The 18172-nt window shown below is 71.4% G+C and carries 17 protein-coding genes; 14 read left to right on the forward strand and 3 right to left on the reverse strand.

Going from position 1 to position 18172, the window contains the following annotated elements; all coding sequences use genetic code 11:
* Window positions 1–83 precede the first annotated feature (83 nt).
* Window positions 84–965, forward strand: coding sequence for a LysR family transcriptional regulator (locus B3G12_RS09440; RefSeq protein WP_290500052.1), 882 nt, complete (start codon window positions 84–86; stop codon window positions 963–965).
* 369 nt (window positions 966–1334) lie between these two features.
* On the opposite strand, the gene B3G12_RS09445 is transcribed toward B3G12_RS09440, so the two are convergent.
* Complete coding sequence (locus B3G12_RS09445) at window positions 1335–1820, reverse strand: MarR family winged helix-turn-helix transcriptional regulator (protein WP_055082744.1); 486 nt, start codon at window positions 1818–1820, stop codon at window positions 1335–1337.
* A 56-nt stretch (window positions 1821–1876) separates the two neighbouring features.
* On the reverse strand, window positions 1877–2638 hold the full coding sequence (locus B3G12_RS09450; RefSeq protein ID WP_290500054.1) for a hypothetical protein: 762 nt from the start codon (window positions 2636–2638) through the stop codon (window positions 1877–1879).
* 153 nt (window positions 2639–2791) lie between these two features.
* Here B3G12_RS09450 and B3G12_RS09455 point away from each other — a divergent pair, with 153 nt between their 5' ends.
* Both B3G12_RS09455 and B3G12_RS09460 read left to right on the forward strand, forming a co-directional pair.
* Window positions 2792–3886, forward strand: coding sequence for a glutathione S-transferase family protein (locus B3G12_RS09455; protein ID WP_144941051.1), 1095 nt, complete (start codon window positions 2792–2794; stop codon window positions 3884–3886).
* Window positions 3887–4152: 266 nt separating this feature from the next.
* Window positions 4153–4998: an HpcH/HpaI aldolase/citrate lyase family protein gene (locus B3G12_RS09460; protein WP_055082748.1), complete on the forward strand. Its 846-nt coding sequence runs from the start codon at window positions 4153–4155 to the stop codon at window positions 4996–4998.
* Window positions 4999–5019: 21 nt separating this feature from the next.
* Here the strand turns inward: B3G12_RS09460 and B3G12_RS09465 are convergent, their stop codons facing one another.
* Window positions 5020–5730 (reverse strand): HAD family hydrolase, encoded by a 711-nt coding sequence (locus B3G12_RS09465; protein WP_145010160.1) that lies wholly within the window; start codon window positions 5728–5730, stop codon window positions 5020–5022.
* 123 nt (window positions 5731–5853) lie between these two features.
* On the opposite strand from B3G12_RS09465, the gene malQ reads away from it, so the two are divergent.
* From malQ to B3G12_RS09520, 11 genes are all read left to right on the forward strand, one after another.
* Entirely contained in the window at window positions 5854–8100 is a 2247-nt protein-coding gene (gene malQ / locus B3G12_RS09470) for a 4-alpha-glucanotransferase (RefSeq protein WP_144941049.1), read from the forward strand.
* A gap of 558 nt (window positions 8101–8658) precedes the next feature.
* A complete protein-coding gene (rpmB, locus tag B3G12_RS09475) occupies window positions 8659–8895 on the forward strand; it encodes a 50S ribosomal protein L28 (protein WP_012397434.1) in 237 nt (78 codons plus the stop codon).
* A gap of 1 nt (window position 8896) precedes the next feature.
* A complete protein-coding gene (rpmG, locus tag B3G12_RS09480) occupies window positions 8897–9064 on the forward strand; it encodes a 50S ribosomal protein L33 (protein WP_012397435.1) in 168 nt (55 codons plus the stop codon).
* A gap of 4 nt (window positions 9065–9068) precedes the next feature.
* Entirely contained in the window at window positions 9069–9374 is a 306-nt protein-coding gene (gene rpsN, locus B3G12_RS09485) for a 30S ribosomal protein S14 (protein ID WP_012397436.1), read from the forward strand.
* A gap of 78 nt (window positions 9375–9452) precedes the next feature.
* Window positions 9453–9737, forward strand: a complete 285-nt coding sequence (locus B3G12_RS09490) for an HU family DNA-binding protein (protein ID WP_055082754.1) — start codon at window positions 9453–9455, stop codon at window positions 9735–9737.
* A gap of 208 nt (window positions 9738–9945) precedes the next feature.
* Window positions 9946–10542: a hypothetical protein gene (locus B3G12_RS09495; protein ID WP_144941047.1), complete on the forward strand. Its 597-nt coding sequence runs from the start codon at window positions 9946–9948 to the stop codon at window positions 10540–10542.
* Between the two features lie 111 nt (window positions 10543–10653).
* Window positions 10654–11379 carry a copper resistance CopC family protein gene (locus B3G12_RS09500; RefSeq protein ID WP_290500064.1) on the forward strand — a complete coding sequence of 242 codons (726 nt, stop codon included), beginning with the start codon at window positions 10654–10656 and terminating at the stop codon, window positions 11377–11379.
* A gap of 263 nt (window positions 11380–11642) precedes the next feature.
* Window positions 11643–12434 carry a copper chaperone PCu(A)C gene (locus tag B3G12_RS09505; protein ID WP_290500065.1) on the forward strand — a complete coding sequence of 264 codons (792 nt, stop codon included), beginning with the start codon at window positions 11643–11645 and terminating at the stop codon, window positions 12432–12434.
* The gene (locus tag B3G12_RS09510) at window positions 12424–13695 is read left to right on the forward strand and encodes a Dyp-type peroxidase (RefSeq protein WP_290500068.1); all 1272 of its coding nucleotides are present in this window, start codon (window positions 12424–12426) and stop codon (window positions 13693–13695) included. Before B3G12_RS09505 ends, B3G12_RS09510 begins: the two co-directional genes overlap by 11 nt.
* Window positions 13696–13792: 97 nt before the next feature.
* Window positions 13793–15961 carry a cytochrome c oxidase assembly protein gene (locus B3G12_RS09515; RefSeq protein ID WP_290500070.1) on the forward strand — a complete coding sequence of 723 codons (2169 nt, stop codon included), beginning with the start codon at window positions 13793–13795 and terminating at the stop codon, window positions 15959–15961.
* Window positions 15962–16202: 241 nt separating this feature from the next.
* Window positions 16203–18092 (forward strand): NHL domain-containing thioredoxin family protein, encoded by a 1890-nt coding sequence (locus B3G12_RS09520; protein ID WP_290500093.1) that lies wholly within the window; start codon window positions 16203–16205, stop codon window positions 18090–18092.
* The last annotated feature ends 80 nt before the right edge of the window (window positions 18093–18172 follow it).

An 18172-nucleotide genomic window follows, 5' to 3' on the forward strand; every position in this document is an offset into this window, starting at 1 on the left:
ACCTGCCGCTCGCGGCGGCGTTGACAGCGGGGAGCGCGGCCTCCTCGAGGGCCCCCTCACGACCAGGCAGGAAGGCGGCACCCGTGGAGCTACGACAGCTGCGCCACTTCATCGCGGTCGCCGAGGAGCGGCACTTCGGCCGTGCGGCGCAGCGGCTGGGCATGGCCCAGCCCCCTCTCTCGCAGCAGATCCGGCAGCTCGAGGATCAGCTGGGCGTCACCCTGCTGGAGCGCACCACCCGGCGCGTGGACCTGACCCCCGCCGGGCAGGAGCTGCTGGAGCGGGGCAGAGCGGTGCTCGCTGAGATCGCGACGCTGGAGGCGGACGTGCACCGCGTGGGCGCAGGGGCCACCGGCGTGCTGAGGATAGGGTGCTGCGGTGCCGCGACCTACGTGAGCATGCCCCGGGTGCTGCGAGGAGTGGGGGAGCGGCTGCCGGGGGTGGCCCTCACCGTGCAGGGGGAGATGTCCAGTGCTGCCGTCGAGTCCGGGCTGCGCGAACGAACCCTGGACGTCGGGTTCCTGCACCCGCCAGTGGCAACACCGGGCATCGAGCACCGGGTCGTCGGGCGGGAACGGCTCGTCGTCGCCGTGCAGCAGGGCAGCCCGCTCGTCTCCGGGCGGGGGCTCGCGGTCGGGGACCTGCGGGAGCAGGTCTTCGTCGGCCACCCGGAGGGATCACCCCTGCAGCGTGCCGTGGACGAGCTGTGCCGCGGTGGCGGGTTCCAGCCGCGCGTCGCGCAGAGCACCCCGGAGATCTCCGTGATGCTGTCGCTGGTGGCGGCAGGCCAGGGGGTTGCCGTGCTCCCGGAGCAGGTGCGTGCCCTGCGGCTCGACGGCGTGGCCTACGAGGACCTTGCGGACGGCGCCCACGTGGAGCTCGTGCTCGCGTGGCGCGGGGAGGACCGCTCGGCCGTCCTGCGTAGTGTCCTGGAGCTCGTGGTGGAGCTCGCGGAGCAGTGGTGACCGCTCGCGGCGGCCGTCGGTGCTCCGGGGGACAGGGGTCGCTCGGATGCAAGCTCAGTGAAAATCATGAATATGACGATTGTGACGTGCGTTGCACCCGGTCACGGCGGGGTGCGGAGATCATTCCCGGCATTGTGTGTGCCTCGCAACGCTTTACTTGCGTCTCGATGGAGTTGCCACATAAAGTGTTGATGTCGGCCGAAGTGGCCCGGGCGCGTCCCCCCAAATGAGCGTCCGGATGATCCCCCGGCTGGCCGGCGTCCCGATCTCCCCCAGATTCGGGATGTCCGACGGGTCCTGCCGATCCCCCAAGTGGCAGGACCCGTCCCCTGTTAACAGGCTCTTTTCCCCGGCCCCTCGGCGCCGGTCTCAGCGCAGCCCCAGCGCCACGAGGCGGGGGAGCACCTTGTGGGCGATGCCCACAAGAGTGGCCTGCTCCTCCTCGTCGAGCACGTCGATGAATGTCTCACGCACCAGGTGCAGGTGTCCCGGGGCGGCGTTCTCGATTGCCTCCCGGCCGCGGCCGGTGATCCCCACCATGAGTCCGCGGGCGTCCGAGGGGTTGGGGGAGCGGGTGATCATTTCCCGGCGCTCCATGCGGGAGAGCATGTGGGACAGCCGCGAACGCTCCCACCCCAGCAGCGTCAGCAGCTCGCGGGACGCCATCCCCTCCGAGGGACCCTCGGACAGGGGCACCAGGACTTCGTACTCGGAGCTGGAGAGCTCGCTGTCGCGCTGCAGCTGGCGGTCCACTGCGCGCTCCATTCCGCGGCTGAGCTCCAGGAAGCCACGCCAGGCGGCCTGTTCCTCCGGGGTGAGCCACTGGACGGGCACGTCCGTGGGTGTGGTGTCCATGCTTCCTCGCGCTCTCTGTGACGGCCCGCGCGTGGTCGCGCGGATGGTGGGTGGGCTCAGCCGCGGTGCTCGCGGGTGATCCAGTCGGAGTCGTAGTGGCCCGGGTCCTCGTGGCGATCCCGGCAGCGCACGCGTTCGGCGTAGTCGGTGGGGCGCAGGGGGGAGTCGTCGTCGTCCGGGCGCGTGAGCCGTGCGGTGGCGACCAGGCCGAAGCCGAGACCGGCGCCCACCACCATCGTCATGCCCCCCACCACGAACGCCAGGATGTAGTCGTCCAGCAGGTCTGGGGGCACGGACGGACCGAGCCAGGAGGGGACGACGAACGCGGTGGCGAAGCAGCCCAGCCCGAGCAGCAGCAGGGCGGCGGGGATGAGCCACAGCCTGGACCACGGGCGGCGCTGCGGGCCTCCCGTCTCCCAGGGCTCCCGGAACACGGCGAGCGCGCGGGTCTGCACGAGCGCGTAGCCCGCGAGCCCCGCCACCACGAGGGCACCGCCCACAAGCCAGCCGAGCCAGGTGCCCGCGGCGAGCAGCCCCAGCAGGATGACGGTGAAGGACAGCCCCCGGCCCATGCGCCGGGCGGCCTGTGCAGAAGCGGTCCGCGTGGAGGGCTCAGAGGGCTGACCGGGTGCGGAGGGCGACGTGGCCGTCGGCCGGGGCGTCTCCTCGGCCGGCTGCGCGCGGATGCCGTAGCGCGGGCGCTCGTCCTCGTGGCAGGTGCCCTGGTCTCCAGGCACTGCGGCCCCGGACGCGCTGGGGCCCCGGCGCGGGGTGTCGTCGGTATCGTGGCGGTCGCGGGGGTGCTGGGCGGGAGTCATGGCTGATCCAGTGTGGTCGAGCGGCGGTGCCGCGCGGCAGCTCTGCCGCGCACGGCCTCAAACAAGGCCACTGTAGCCCGCCGCGGTGACGTGAGATGGGGACCCGTGGCACGCTGGACGTATCATCCGCAAGACGTTCACAGGAGGTGGTACATGTCGGATCTGACGGCGGACAACGGCGAGCAGGACCACGAGAAGTACTCCACGGTGGGGTCCTACGTGCGCGAGGGCGAGGAGTACGACCGTGACACCACGTACATCGAGGACCGCATCGTCGCGGATCCCGAGCACGCGCAGCTGTCCCCGGGGGCGCAGGCATGGCCCGTGGAGCCCGGGCGGTACCGCCTGGTCGCGGCCCGGGCCTGCCCCTGGGCGAACCGCACGCTGATCGTGCGCCGGCTGCTGGGGCTGGAGGACGCCATCTCCCTGGGCCTTGCCGGCCCCACCCACGACGCCCGGTCCTGGCGCTTCGACCTCGACCCGGACGGCCGCGACCCCGTGCTGGGCACCCAGCGGCTGCAGGAGAACTACTTCGCGCGCTTCCCAGGCTACCCGCGCGGCATCACCGTGCCGGCCATGGTGGACGCGCCCACGGGTCAGGTGGTGACCAACGACTTCGCGCAGATGACCGAGGACTTCGCCACCGAGTGGCGCGAGTACCAGCGCGATGGCGCCCCGGACCTGTGGCCCGCCGAGCTGGTGGAGGAGATGCGCCCGGTCATGCGCCGCGTCTACACCGAGATCAACAACGGCGTGTACCGCTGCGGCTTCGCGGGCTCGCAGGAGGCCTACGACGCCGCGTACGAGCGCTTGTGGGCGGGGTTGGACTGGGTCGAGGAGCGGCTGGCGACCCGCCGCTACCTGATGGGCGAGCACATCACCGAGGCGGATGTCCGCCTGTTCACCACCCTGGTGCGCTTCGACCCGGTGTACGTGAGCCACTTCAAGGCGTCCCGGAACAAGCTCACCGAGATGCCGAACCTGTGGGGCTACGCGCGGGACCTGTTCCAAACCCCCGGCTTCGGGGACACAGTGGACTTCCAGCAGATCAAGGACCACTACTTCGTGGTCCACCGCGACATCAACCCCTCCGGCATCGTCCCGCTGGGTCCGGACCTCACCAACTGGACCACGCCGCACGGCCGGCAGGCTCTCGGCGGGTCCCCGTTCGCACCGGGGGCCACGCCCCCTGGCCCGGTTCGCCCGCAGGAGCGGGTGCTCGCAGAGCACACCCCGCTCGCTGACTGAGGAGGGAGCGGGGGACGACGACGCCGCGCGGCCGACTCCGGCAGCCCGGGCCGGTTCCGCGCGGCTGGCGGAGTGATCGTGGGAACCCCACAAGTGCGCCCCGGGTGCTTTTGTGCGCCGTGCCCGGGACGCACTCGGTGCCCGGGTAATAGGGTTTATGTGGCTTCCGCCCCGGATCCGGTCCTCCTGCGTACTCTCTCTTGGCGAGGAGCGGTCCAGGGCCCGCCCGTCCCCCGGACACCGTCCGACGACTCCCGAGGAGATTCATGGTCCCGTACCGCAATGAGCGCGCCGCAGCACTTCCCGCACGGCTGTCCCGGTCGTGGCTGCTCACGTCCGCGGCGGATCCCGCCCTCTTCGCCCCGGCGCTGGCCTCGGAGGCGGACTCGGTGGTGCTCGACATCGAGGACGCCGTGCCGGAGGAGGACAAGGATCGCGCGCGAACGGAGATGGTGCGGGCCATGCAGGACGGCGTCAGCGCGTGGGTGCGGATCAACGACATCAGCACCCCGCACTGGGAGAAGGACCTTGCGGCACTGAGCGAGGTAGGCAACCTGCGGGGGATCGTGCTTGCCAAGACCGAGCACCCTGACCACATCACCAAGACGGCGATGATGAGCCGCGCGGGTACTCCCGTGGTCGCGCTCATCGAGTCCGCGGTGGGTCTGATGAACGCGTACGACATCGCCCGCGCCCCGGGCGTCTTCCGCCTGGCCTTCGGCGTGGGTGACTTCCGCAAGGACACCGGCGCCTCCGGGGACCCCATGGCGCTGGCCTTCGCACGCTCCACGCTCGTCACCGCGTCCCGCGTGGGCGAGTTGCCCGGCCCGGTCGACGGGCCGAGCAACGGCATGTATGGCGAGGAGCTCGCCGCCGCGTGCAAGGTCACCCAGTCCATGGGCATGACCGGAAAGCTGTGCCTGGATCCCGCCCAGGCGGACGGCATCAACCACGCCCTGGCTCCGAGCGACCAGGAGATCCGCTGGGCACGGGAGATGATCGAGCAGGCGAACTCCGGCCACGCCGGGGCAGACGGCTCCTACCTGCCGCGGCTCGCCCGCGCCAGGAAGGTCTCCGAGCTGGCTGAGACCTACGGCCTCTGGAACAGCTGAGACCCGCGGCCCGCAGCGGGTTCAGCCCTCCAGGCCCCATCCCCGCAGCAGTTGCGTGAGCGCAGGGTCGGCGAGGGAGTCCACGAGGTAGTGGGAGCGCAGCGGCTCGTCGTGGCCGTGGGGCGCGCCCAGTACGACCATCCCGGCGGCCTCTGCGGCGGAGCTCCCGGCGGGGGAGTCCTCCACGGCGAGGGCCTGCTCCGGTGCCACGCCGAGCCGACGGACGGCCTCCTCGTATATGTCCGGGGCGGGCTTTCCCTCGGCCACGTCGTTCGCGCTGACCCAGGTCTGCAGGACGTCGTCCAGACCGATGGCGGCCATCTTGCGGTCGAGGATCGCGCGGGTCGAGTTGCTCGCCACGGCCACCGGCACGTGTCCGGCGACGGCCCGCACCGTCTCCACCGCGCCGGGCAGCGGTTTCAGCACCTGGCTGACCACGTCCTGCTCGGTGCGCAGCAGATCCTGGAGCACCTCGTCGACGGACGGAGCGCTCCCGCCGCCGGTCTTCGCCGCGGCCTCCGCCTCGCGTGCGATGTGCCGTGCCACATCCCTCGCCGCCAGGCCCATCAGGTCCGTTCCCGTGCGCTCGTCGAGCGGCACGCCGAAACGCTTGGCCACCTGCTGCTGCACGTCCGACCAGGCTCGTTCGGTGTCCATGAGCACCCCGTCGCAGTCGAAGACGACGGCGCGGGGTCGCCACTGCGGGTCCGGGGCGGGGAGGCTGGGTTCCATGCACCCAGTCAACCACGCGGAGGTGGCGCGGCCCGCGGACGGTGCGGGCGGCGGCGTCGTCCCCGGGGTTGTCGCAGAGGGGCACCCGCCCGCTGACCAGGGCCCGCTGACTAGAGTGGGACCATGCCGGAGAACGCAGGACATTCAGGGGAAACCACAATGCAGCGCCTGGCCACGCAGTACCGGGTGGCCACGCAGTATGAGGGCTTTGACGGGGAGACGGTGAGCGTCCCGGAGAAGACGCTGCGCAGCGTGCTCACGGCGCTCGGAGCGGACGTCACGGACGACGACGCCGCGCGGCGCAGCCTGGCCGAGCGCGAGACCGCGCCGTGGCGCACCCTCTTGCCGCCCGTCCTCGTAACCGAGGCGGGTGCCGCGGCCTCGGTCCCGGTGACGTTCGACGACGGGGACACCGTGCGCGTGCGGCTGTGGCACGAGGACGATCCGGACGAGGTCTGGGAACTGCGGCCCGCGCAGGGGACGGCTCCCGAGATGCGCCGCGTCGACGGGACGAGCCGGCAGCGGGTGGCCCACGCGCTGCCGGGGGGGCTGCCGCTGGGCTGGTACCGGCTGGAGGCCACCACTGGCTCGGGCGAGTCCGCGGAGATCGACGTCGCCGTGACCCCGCAGCGCCTCAGCACCACGGACCGGCTGCGCCGAAGCCGACACTGGGGCTACATGGCCCAGCTGTACTCCGTGGTCTCCTCGCGCTCCTGGGGCGTGGGGGACCTCTCGGACCTCGCGTCCCTGGCAGCCGTGAGCGGCGTCCAGGGCGCCGACTACGTGCTGATCAACCCGCTGCACGCCGCCGAGCCCGTCCCGCCCGTGGAGCCCTCTCCGTACCTGCCCTCGAGCCGCCGCTTCTTCAACCCCCTCTACCTGCGCGTGGCGGACGTGGCCGAGTTCCCGTACCTGCGCCCGGCGGACCGGGAGGTCGTGGACCGGCTCGCGGCCATCGAGCGCAAGGCGGTCCTGGACCCCTCCACGATCGACCGCGACTCCGCGTTTGCCGCCAAGCTCAAGACGCTCGAGCTGCTCTACACGGTGCGTCGCTCCCCCCACCGTCAGCAGCAGCTCGAGGCCTTCGTGGCCCAGGGCGGGCAGCCGCTGCAGGACTTCGCCCTGTGGTGTGCGCTGCGCGAGGAGCTGGGGGAGGACAGCCCCCTGTGGGAGGGCGACGCCGCCTCGCCCGAGTCTCCGTACGCCCGGGAGGCGCGCTCCCGGTTGCGCCACCGCATCAACTTCCACGTCTGGCTGCAGTGGCTGCTCGACGACCAGCTGGAGGCCGCCCAGCGCGCCGCCCACCGGGCGGGCATGGACATCGGCGTGGTGCACGACCTCGCCGTGGGCGTCCACAAGCACGGCGCGGACGCCTGGGCCCTGCAGGACGTCATGGCCCAGGGTGTGAGCGTGGGTGCCCCCGCGGACATGTACAACCAGCTCGGCCAGGACTGGAGCCAGCCGCCGTGGGACCCGCAGAAGCTCGCGGAGGCCGGCTACCGGCCGTGGCGGCAGATGATGGGCAGCATCTTCCGCCACTCCGGCGGAGTGAGGATCGACCACGTTGCCGGACTGTTCCGGCTGTGGTGGATCCCGGACGGCAACAAGGCCTCGGACGGCACATACGTCTACTACGACCACGAGGCCATGGTGGGGGTGCTGGCTCTCGAGGCCGAGCTCGCCGGCGTGATCGTGGTGGGCGAGGACCTGGGCACCGTCGAGGACAGTGTGCGCGAGTACCTGGAAGGCAAGGGTGTGCTGGGGACATCCATCCTGTGGTTCGAGATGGACGGGGACATGCCCCTGGACCCCTCCCGCTACCGGGAGCTGTGCATGGCCTCGGTCAACACCCACGACCTGCCGCCCACGGCCGGCTACCTCGAGGGAGTGCAGCTGGAGCTGCGCGAAAAGCTGGGCCTGCTCGCCCGCTCCCCGGAGGAGGAGCGGGAGGACGCCCGGCGCCAGCTCGAGACGTTCTTCACCGCGGTGGCGGACGCTGGCTACCTCCCGCACGGTGAGGAGTCCGGGCAGGAGGAGAAGATCGAGGCGCTCTACCGCTACCTGTGCGATGCCCCCTCGCTGCTGCTCAACGTCTCCCTGGTGGACGCCGTGGGGGAGAAGCGGATCCAGAACCAGCCCGGTACGAGCGACGAGTACCCGAACTGGCGGGTGCCGCTCGCGGACTCGGACGGCCGGCCCGTGATGCTCGAGAACCTGCCACGGATGGAGCGCGTGAACAAGCTCGTGGACGTGGTCAACGAGGCTCTCGGCACGCACCGGAGGGACCCCAAGGTCACCTCTCGGGCCCCCAAGCAGCCCGAGCACCGCGACATCGCGGACCCGTTCCGTGCTGCCACCCCGGAGTCCTGATGCAAGGGCGGGTGGCAGGGAGGGTTGCCCCCCTGGATGAATTAGGTAAGATAAGTCTTCCCTAATCTCCTGGGTGAGGAGATGGGCCGAAGAAGGTGTGTCGGGGTGGTGAGCCGGGTCATGGACGGGTCGCCACCCCACACTCGTCTCTGCGCCCCGGGCCACCCGAGGGTGAGCCCCCCCGGGGGGCGGATTCTGTGCCAGACTCCGCTGCGAGGCCCGCGAATTGGCGCATCGCGGCGCACCGGCTAGAATCGAGGGGCGCTCAATCGCACTGTTTCCGTTTCAAATTTGCGAGAGAGTCTGTAGAAGCCTAGAATCTAAGGCTGTCGTGTGGTGGAGTCCATCTACCGGCGCCTAGATCTTCACCGTCTTCGTCGTAGCGAGTGCCCTGACCGGTACTGCCGCGGGGTAAGAGCACATCACGCCCGGCGCGCGAACGGTGGCATTTTCTTGAGGTGACGGACCACTCGTGGCCACGGCCGCTGGCGGAACACCGCCCGGCGGCCGCCATGCGTGCCGTCATTTCGTCGACATTGGACATTGGAGGAGAACACTATGGCAGCGCACTGCCAGGTGACCGGGGCCCAGCCGGGCTTTGGCCACAGCATCTCGCACTCGCACCGCCGCACGAAGCGCCGGTGGAACCCGAACATCCAGAAGAAGCGTTACTGGGTGCCCTCGCTGCGTCGCAACGTCACGCTCAACCTGAGCGCGAAGGGCATCAAGGTCATCGATGCCCGCGGCATCGACGCCGTGGTCAACGAACTCATCGCACGTGGGGAGAAGATCTGAGATGGCTAAGGACAAGGATGTACGTCCCATCATCAAGCTCAAGTCCACGGCCGGCACCGGGTTCACCTACGTCACCCGCAAGAACCGCCGTAACAACCCCGACCGCCTCGTCATGAAGAAGTACGACCCGGTGGTCCGCAAGCACGTCGATTTCCGCGAGGAGCGCTGAATCCATGGCCAAGAAGTCCAAAATCGCCAAGAACGAGCAGCGCAAGGTCATCGTTGAGCGCTACGCCGCCAAGCGCGCAGAGCTGAAGAAGACCCTCGTGGACGAGAACGCGTCCCCCGAGGCCCGTGAAGAGGCCCGTCTGGGCCTGCAGAAGCTGCCCCGCGACGCCTCCCCGATCCGTGTGCGCAACCGCGACCAGATCGACGGCCGTCCCCGCGGCACCTTCCAGCGCTTCGGGATCTCCCGTGTGCGCTTCCGCGACATGGCTCACCGCGGCGAACTGCCCGGCATCTACAAGTCAAGCTGGTAATTTCTCACCGTGAGGGGCCTCCCGCCCCTCGGTAGTCCCTTCCGAGAGATCGCCAACCCAGTCCAGGAGGACAAGCACATGGCTATGAACCGCAGTGAACTCGTCGCCGAGGTTGCCGAGAAGTCCGGCAACACCCAGGCCGCCGTCAACGGCGTGCTGGATTCCCTCTTCGAGGTCTTCGAGAGCTCCGTCTCCAAGGGCGAGAAGATCACGATCCCGGGGTGGCTCTCCGTCGAGCGCACGGACCGTGCCGCTCGCCAGGGCCGCAACCCGCAGACCGGCGAGGCTATCCAGATTCCCGCCGGCCACGGTGTGAAGCTCACCGCCGGCTCCAAGCTGAAGGCTGCCGTCTCCTCCAAGTGAGACAGGCTGGCACGGGTCCCGTACCCGTGACTGTTCAAGGGACCGTTCGCGCATCCGCGCGGACGGTCCCTTTGCGTGCCCCATGACGCGGCACATTTCCGGTACGGCACGGACCGCGCCACACCCCGGGAAGGTTCGTACCGCGCGCCTGGAGTGGCGCATAATGGGAGTCCCTGTCCTGTCCCGCAGCCAGTCCCGGAGGTGTTCGGTGTCCCCTCGCGCACGCCGACTTGCCCGCGGCTGGAGCGCGGCGCTGCTGGGCACCACGCTGGCCGCGGGCTCCCACGCCGCCCTGGATGGAACCTGGCCCCCACCGCTGGTGATCGCCCTGTCCACGTGTCTCGCGGCCCCGGTGTGCATGCTGCTCTCCGGGCGGGCGCTGTCCCGCGCGGGCGTGGCGGCCAGCGTGGCTGTCAGCCAGCTGCTGCTGCACCTGCTCTTCGCCCAGTCCGGGGCCATGGTGCACGCGGCGACGCGCACGCACCACCACGGCACGGCCGCACTGGAGGAGCCGCAGCAGCTGCTCACCTCCGTGCCACCGGTCACCCACCACAGCGGTGCCATGCTCGCGGCGCACGTGCTCGCCGCGCTCGCGACCTACGCGCTGCTGCGCCACGGCGAGGTGGCTGTCGTGCGCCTGCTCGCCGCCTGCTCGCTGCGGGTGCTGCGGCTGCTCAACCTGCTCCCGCGGCCCGTGCTCCCGCCGGTTCCCCGGCGGACATCCTGGAGCTCCCCTCGGGCCCTGTCGGACCAGTTGCTGCTCTCCAGCCTGTGCGGGTACCGCGGGCCGCCGGCCGCCGCGTAGGCGTCCGGCGCAGCCCGTCGTGCAGCGTCGATGCCATCCGGAGCATCCAATTGCAGCCCAGCCGCCCCGCGCGGCACACTCGCGCCTCCCGGCGCAGGAGAGACACATCCCATGGAACACATGAACTCCCGCCACACACCCCCGGTCCACACCGCCCATGCCCGTCGCACCCGAGCAGCCCGCACCACACCGGTGACGGGCGTCGACGGGGCTTCCACGCCCGTCCCTGTCAGCTCGCAGGCGGCGGCAGGTGCCGCCGCCGCGCCCGGGGGGCCCCGCGCCGTCGTGCCCGTGCTCCTCGCAGGCCTCGTGGCGATCTTCCTCGTGCTGGCCACGGCCGCTCCGGCGAGCGCCCACGACGAGCTCGTGAGCACGAACCCCGCGGCGGGCTCGAGCATCGAGAAGGCCCCGGCCACGCTGGAGCTGACGTTCTCCGGCGACATCCAGGACATCGGCAGCGAGGTCCGGGTCACGGACTCGCACGGGACGGACATCACCCGCGGCACGCTGGCCGTGCAGAAGACGAAGGTCTCGCAGCCGCTGCGCGAGGGCGGGGACGGGGACGAGACCTACACCGTCACGTGGCGGGTCGTCTCCCGGGACGGCCACCCGATCGAGGGAACCTTCACGTACGACGTTGGCGAGGGCGCCGGTTCCACGGCGTCCCCCGCCCCAGTGGCCTCGGCGTCCGGGCAGGCGGGGGGGTCCGACGACTCACAGCAGCCTGTGAGCGGCACGGGCGTGCCGGGTTGGGTGCTGCCGGTCATCGGGGGCGTCGTGGCCCTGGTGCTGCTGCTGGTGGTGCTGGCCTTCGCCACCCGCCCCCGGCAGCGCTGATCCGCCGGCCGCGCTGCTCCGGCGCTCGGCTGATCCCGGAGCTCAGCTGATCCTGGAGCGCGGCCGTGCCGCGGCTCCGGCCACCATCCACCCCTCCCCGGTTCGCACACCGCCGGGCACGCGCGCACCGCGCACCCCGCGTCCGCCGCCCGCCCGGCCCACGCCGGCCCGGTTGGCCGACGCCGCACGGCAGGCCCCGACGGGTCGCTCGCACCGCCGTTGTGCCGCGTCCGAACCGGACCCCAACTTCCACGAGGAACACCATGAACCTGGACAACAACACGACAACCACCTCCACAGCCGGGCGTCGCGCGGGAGCCACCCCGCCGCTCGCCCACCGCGCGTTCGCTGCGGTGGCGGCACTCGGGATCGGTCTCGCGACACTGACCGGCTGCTCGGCCTCCGGCGGCGGCGCGGAGTCGTCCCCGTCCGCCTCCCAGAGCGCCTCGGACGCGCCGCTGACGCTCGACAACGGCTGGGCGAAGGCCGCGGACTCGGGAATGACCGCCGCCTTCGGCACGCTCACCAACACCTCGGACAAGGACGTGACCGTCACCGGGGCCAGCGCGGACGGAACGGCCGGTTCCGTCCAGCTGCACGAGACGGTCACAGACAGCACGAGCGGTTCCACCACCATGCGCCAGAAGGATGGCGGCTTCACGATTCCCGCGGGCAAGAGCACCGCCCTGGAACCTGGTGGGAACCACATCATGCTCATGGACCTCACCTGCTCGCTGAAGGCGGGGGCAGACCTCACCCTGCAGCTGCACTCGGACGCCGGGACCAAGACGGTCACGGTCCCGGTGCGCGACTACTCGGGTGCCAAGGAGGAGTACGCACCGGGCGAGGACGCGAGCGGCTCCTCGAATTCCCACGAGGCCATGGACATGTCCTCAGCGAGCCCGGAGGCGTCCGCAGGGAGCTCCGAGTACGCGGAGCACTCCGGCCACGAACACTCGTCCGGTGGCAGCACGGAGGGCTCCGGCTCCTCGCACGCGGGCATGGACATGAGCTCGCCGTCCTCCTCCGCGCTCCCGGAATGCCATGCCGGCTGATCGGGTGCCAGTGAAGCCCTCGGGCTGGAGCCGGCGGTCGCTGCTCACGGGCGCGGTCGCCGGCGCCGGTGCGACCGGCATCGGCGCCGTCTCCGCGGCCGCCGTGGGTGGGCAGGCTCCCTGGTCTGCGGCTGCGCGGGACGAGACCCGCCCCGGGCAGCGCGTCGAGCCGTTCCACGGTGCCCGGCAGGCGGGAGTGGCTACGCTGCCGCAGGCGTTCTGCGCGTTCGTGGCCCTGGACCTCGACGCCGCGGCCACCCGCGAGTCGATGCGACGGCTGCTGCGCGTGCTCACGGACGACGCCTCGGCGCTCACGCAGGGGCAGGCGCCCGTCAACGACCAGGAGCCGTGGCTCGCGGAGAACCCGTCACGCCTCACCGTGACCGTGGGTTTCGGCCCGCGCGCGGTCTCGCTGGTCGACCGCTCCCGCGCCCCGGAGTGGCTGCGGCCCCTGCCCGCCTTCGGGGTGGACAGGCTGCAGGACGCCTGGAACCAGGGGGACCTGCTGCTGCAGCTGTGCTGCGACGACCGCCTGACCATGGCCCACGCCCAGCGCGTGCTGCTCAAGGACGTCCGCTCGTTCGCGAGCGTGCGGTGGGTGCAGGACGGTTTCCGCAACACGGTGGGCGCCACCCCGGACGGGCAGAGCATGCGCAACCTCTTCGGCCAGGTGGACGGCACCTCCAACCCCTACCCGGGGGAGGAGGACCACGAGCAGGTGGTCTACGGCCGGGACGGTTTCACGCCCTGGATCGAGAACGGCACCTCGCTGGTGCTACGGCGGATCCACATGAACCTGGACACGTGGGACGAGGCCGACACCCCGGCGCGGGAGGACGCGGTGGGGCGCAGGCTCACGGACGGCGCCCCCCTCACCGGGCAGAAGGAGCACGACGAACCGGACCTCGACGCGAAGGGGCCCCTGGGCTTCCCTGTGATCTCCTCCTACAGCCATGTGCGGCGCTCGCGCAGCCCGAACCCGGACGAGAAGATCTTCCGCAGGGTGTACAACTACGACCTTGCGGTGCAAGACGCCTCCGGGCGCAGCGGCTCAGGGGACGTCAGCGGGGGAGTCTCTGCCACGGGGCTGATCTTCGCCTCCTACCAGGCGGATCCGCTGAAGCAGTTCGTCCCCATCCAGAAGCGGCTGGACGAGCTGGACATGCTGAACACGTGGACCGTTCCCATCGGCTCGGCCGTGTTCGCCATCCCGCCCGGGTGCGAGTCGGGTGGTTTCATCGGGGACGTGCTGTTCACGTGACGCACGCCGCGACCACGGCGGAGCCGACGGCGCCCCCGGGACCGGAAGCAGCGGGGCAACAGACATCGGACGAGCAACGGGCCGGAGGGGCACGAGCATGAGCAGGGCACGAACCACGAGCAAGGACCGGCGCGACGGACGTCGCGCGGGCGGCACCCCCGGTGGGGCGGTGTCGTCGTCCGGGGCGGGTGTGAGCGTGAGCCCCTGGACCATCACGGTGGTCCTCGTAGCGGCGATGGTCGGGATGAGCGCCGCACTGGTCTTCGGCGGGGCTGCGGCTCCCCGGCAGGTCGCAGACCCCGGCACGCTCGTGCGCTGGGGTCTGCCCACGGTCAAGGTGGTCCACAACATCGCGATGACCGTGGTCATGGGTGGGCTGCTCTTCGCCATCGGGGTGGTGCCGCGCTTCGCGGACCGCTCCCGCAGGCGCCCACCGCGCAGCAGCCGGGATCAGGCGGGGGAGCCGGAGCACCCGGCATTCCGCTCGGTCCTGCAACTCGTGGAGGCGGCGTCCGTGGTGTGGACGGTGGCCGCCGTGGCGGTGCTGATCTTCACCTACTCGGACGTCTCCGGATCCTCGATCGGCGGCGGCGAGAACTACACGCAGCAGCTGCTGCACTACGTCACCGGGATCTCCACGGGGCAGTCGCAGGCGGTCATCGTGATGGTCGCTGCGGTGGTGACCACCCTGGTCTTCGGCGTGCGGGCGCTGCTGGGCCTGTTCTGCACGCTCGCGCTGTCCTTCGTGGCGCTCGTGGCCATGGCCCTCAACGGCCACGCCTCCGGCGGCGCGGACCACATGGGCGCGGTCAACTCCCTGGGCCTGCACCTGCTGGGCGTGTGCCTGTGGGTGGGCGGGATCCTCGTGCTGGTCTGGGTGGGTCCCCTGCTCTCCCGGGAGTCCTCGGTGGTCAGCCGCCGGGGCGGTGCCACCCACACCGAGCCGCTGCTCGCGGTGGTGCTGCGGCGCTACTCCGCGGTGGCACTGGGCTGCTACGCGCTGGTGCTGCTCTCCGGCATCGTCAACGCGGCGGTGCGCATCGGCTCGTGGGAGCAGCTGGGCTCCTCGTACGGTGTGCTCGCGCTGACCAAGCTCGTGCTCACCCTGCTGCTGGGGCTGGCGGGCTTCGCCCACCGGCAGTGGCTGATTCCGGGCGTGGTGGACGGCTCCCGTTCGCGCACGGCCACGCTGTGGCGCGTCATCGTGGTGGAGGTGGTGCTCATGGGTCTGCTCATGGGCATCGCCACCGCGCTGGGGCGCACCGCCCCGCCCGTGCCCGAGGAGCTGCAGCCGGACGCCTCGCCCGCGCGCATCCTCACGTGGTACGAGCTGCCCCCGGAACCCACCCCCGCGAGCTGGTTCACCACCTGGCGACTGGACTGGTTCTGGGTGGCCGTGGTGGTCTTCATGGCCGTGGTCTACCTGTGGGCCGCGGTCAAGGTGTGGCGCCGCGGGGACACGTGGTCGGTCCTGCGCACGGCGTCCTGGTTCGTGGGTCTCGCCGCTCTGCTGTACGCGACGAGCGGCGGCGTGGCCGTCTACGCCCGCGTGCTGTTCTCCGCCCACATGGTGGAGCACATGAGCCTCACGATGGTCGTGCCGCTCTTCCTGGTCTGCGGTGCGCCGGTCACCGTGATCCTCAAGGCGCTGGAGCCGCGCCGGGACGGCACCCGCGGACCCCGCGAGTGGATCCTGCGGCTCGTGCACTCCACCTGGGGCAAGGTGGTCACCCACCCGATCTTCGCGGCGGCGAACTTCGCGTTCTCGATCGTGCTGTTCTACTTCACGGACCTGTTCCGCTTCACGCTGCGCTACCACGTGGGCCACGAGTTCATGATGGTGCACTTCCTGTTCACCGGGTACATGTTCGCGCTCGTGCTGATCGGCATCGACCCCATCCCGCGGCGTCCCACCTACCCGATGCGCCTGCTGCTGCTGCTCGCCACCATGGCCGCCCACGCGTTCATCGGCATCAGCATCATGAGCCTGACCACGGTGCTGCAGGCGTCCTGGTTCGGGAACATGGGCCGCCCCTGGGGGCCCAGCGCCCTGGACGACCAGGAGCTCGGAGGCATGCTCATGTGGGGCATCGGGGAGTTCCCCACGTTCCTGCTCGCGGTCATCGTGGCCGTGATGTGGGCCATGGAGGGCTCCAAGGAGAACCGCCGCGTGGACCGGCAGGCGGACCGCACGGACGACGCCGAGCTGCGCGCCTACAACCAGATGATGGCCGAGCTCGCCGAACGGGACGAGCGCGGCCGCTGAGCCGGGCGGCGTCGTCGTCGCGTGAAGAACAGCGCGACGGCGCCGCGCAGGCCAGCACGACGACGCCGTGCCCGCGGCCTCCCCGCCCGGCGCCACCGCGCAGGGAGACCACAGTGCGGGGAGACCGCCGTGCGCGGGGCGTCACGCGGGGCCCGGGAAGCAGGGCCGCGCGGATAACGTTGTCCCCGGTAGACAACTCTCCCCGTCCCGGAAGGATCCATCCGACGTGACAGCCGCACGCATGACCACCCCCGTCCGCGCCTCCGAGCTCGAGGGCCGGGCCTGGCTGAACACCGGTGGTGAGCAGCTGGACCTGAACGCCCTGCGGGGGAAGATCGTGGTCCTGGACTTCTGGTCCTTCTGCTGCATCAACTGCCTCCACGTGCTCGACGAGCTGCGTCCCCTCGAGGAGCAGTACTCGGACGTGCTCGTGACGGTGGGCGTGCACTCGCCCAAGTTCGAGCACGAGGCGGACCCGGACGCGCTCGCCGCCGCCGTGGACCGCTACGAGATCACCCACCCCGTGCTGGACGACCCCGGTCTGAAGACGTGGGACGCCTACACCGCGCGTGCGTGGCCCACCCTGGTGGTGCTGGACCCGGAGGGCTACATCGTGGCGCACCTCTCCGGCGAGGGGCACGTCCAGGGGCTGGAGTCGCTCGTGGCAGAGCTGGTGGCCGAGCACGAGGCCAAGGGCACGCTGCACCGCGGCGACGGGCCGTACGTGCCCCGCCCGCGCCCCGAGGGCGATCTGCGCTTCCCGGGCAAGGTCGTGGCCCTGCCGGACGGCTCGTTCATGGTGAGCGACACCGGCCACCACCGTCTGGTGCAGCTCGAGGCGGACCTCGCCACCGTGCGCGGCACCATCGGCTCCGGCACCCGGGGCTGGGCGGACGGACCGCGGGACGCGGCCCGGTTCAACGAGCCCCAGGGCATCGCGGTGCTTCCGCAGCAGCTGCGCTCGCAGCTCGGCTACGACCTCGTGGTCGCGGACACCGTGAACCACCGGCTGCGCGGGGTGGACCTCGGCTCGGGGTCGGTGCGCACCATCGCCGGCAACGGCGTCCAGCGACTGCTCGACGACGCGCGCGCCCGCGGCGTGGACCCGAACGCGATCACGGAGGGGGACCCCCTGTCCGTGGCGCTGTCCTCCCCCTGGGACGTCGTGTGGTCGCAGACCGCGGACGCGCTCGTGATCGCAATGGCCGGCACCCACCAGCTCTTCTCCTTCGACCCGCGCACCGGTGCGCTCGCCGTGCTGGCCGGTACCGGGGACGAGGGTCTGCGCGACGGCGCGGCGGACGGTTCCTGGTTCGCCCAGCCCTCCGGCCTGGCGCAGGCTGAGGACGGCTCCGTGTGGGTCGCGGACTCCGAGTCCTCCGCGCTGCGCCGCGTGCGCTTCACCGACGACGGCGCCGTGGCTGCGGTGGACTCCGCCGTGGGCCTGGGCCTGTTCGACTTCGGCTTCCGCGACGGCCCCGCGGAGCAGGCCCGGCTGCAGCACTGCCTGGGCGTCACGGTGCTGCCGGACGGCTCCGTGGCCGTGGCCGACACCTACAACGGTGCTGTGCGCCGCTTCGACCCCGCCACGGGCGAGGTCTCCACCCTCACTCGGGGACTCGCCGAGCCCTCGGACGTGCTCCTGGACACGAGCCAGGACGAGCCCGTCCTCGTGGTGGTCGAGACCAACGCCCACCGCGTGGTGCGGGTGGCCGTCCCCAAGCAGGCGCAGACCGTGGACGAGGGCGCGGCGCAGATGCAGCGCAAGCGCACCCCCGTGGCCCCCGGTGAGCTTGAGCTCACCGTCCGCTTCGCGGCCCCGAGCGGGCAGAAGCTCGACACCCGGTGGGGGGACCCCACGCAGCTGAAGGTCTCCTCCTCCCCGGAGGACGCGCTCGTTGCGGGGGACGGCACCGCCCGGGGACTCACCCGCACCCTGCGGCTCGCCGACGGCGTCACGGAGGGCGTCCTGCACATCACCGCCCGGGCCGCGGCGTGCGATGGCTCCCCGGACGGCGAGATCCCCGAGCACGCGGCCTGCCACCTCTACCAGCAGGACTGGGGGATCCCCTTCACCGTGGACCCCGCCGCGGACTCCTCCCTCACGCTGGAGCTGCGCGGGCTGGACTGAGTAGGCCGGGCTGAGCGGGCCGGGCTGGTTGGACGACGACGGCGCGTGACGGGCGCGGGGGAGCGCGCGTGCGGCGTCGT

It is taken from the genome of Kocuria sp. UBA5001, assembly GCF_002398425.1.
Lineage (GTDB): Bacteria > Actinomycetota > Actinomycetes > Actinomycetales > Micrococcaceae > Kocuria > Kocuria salsicia.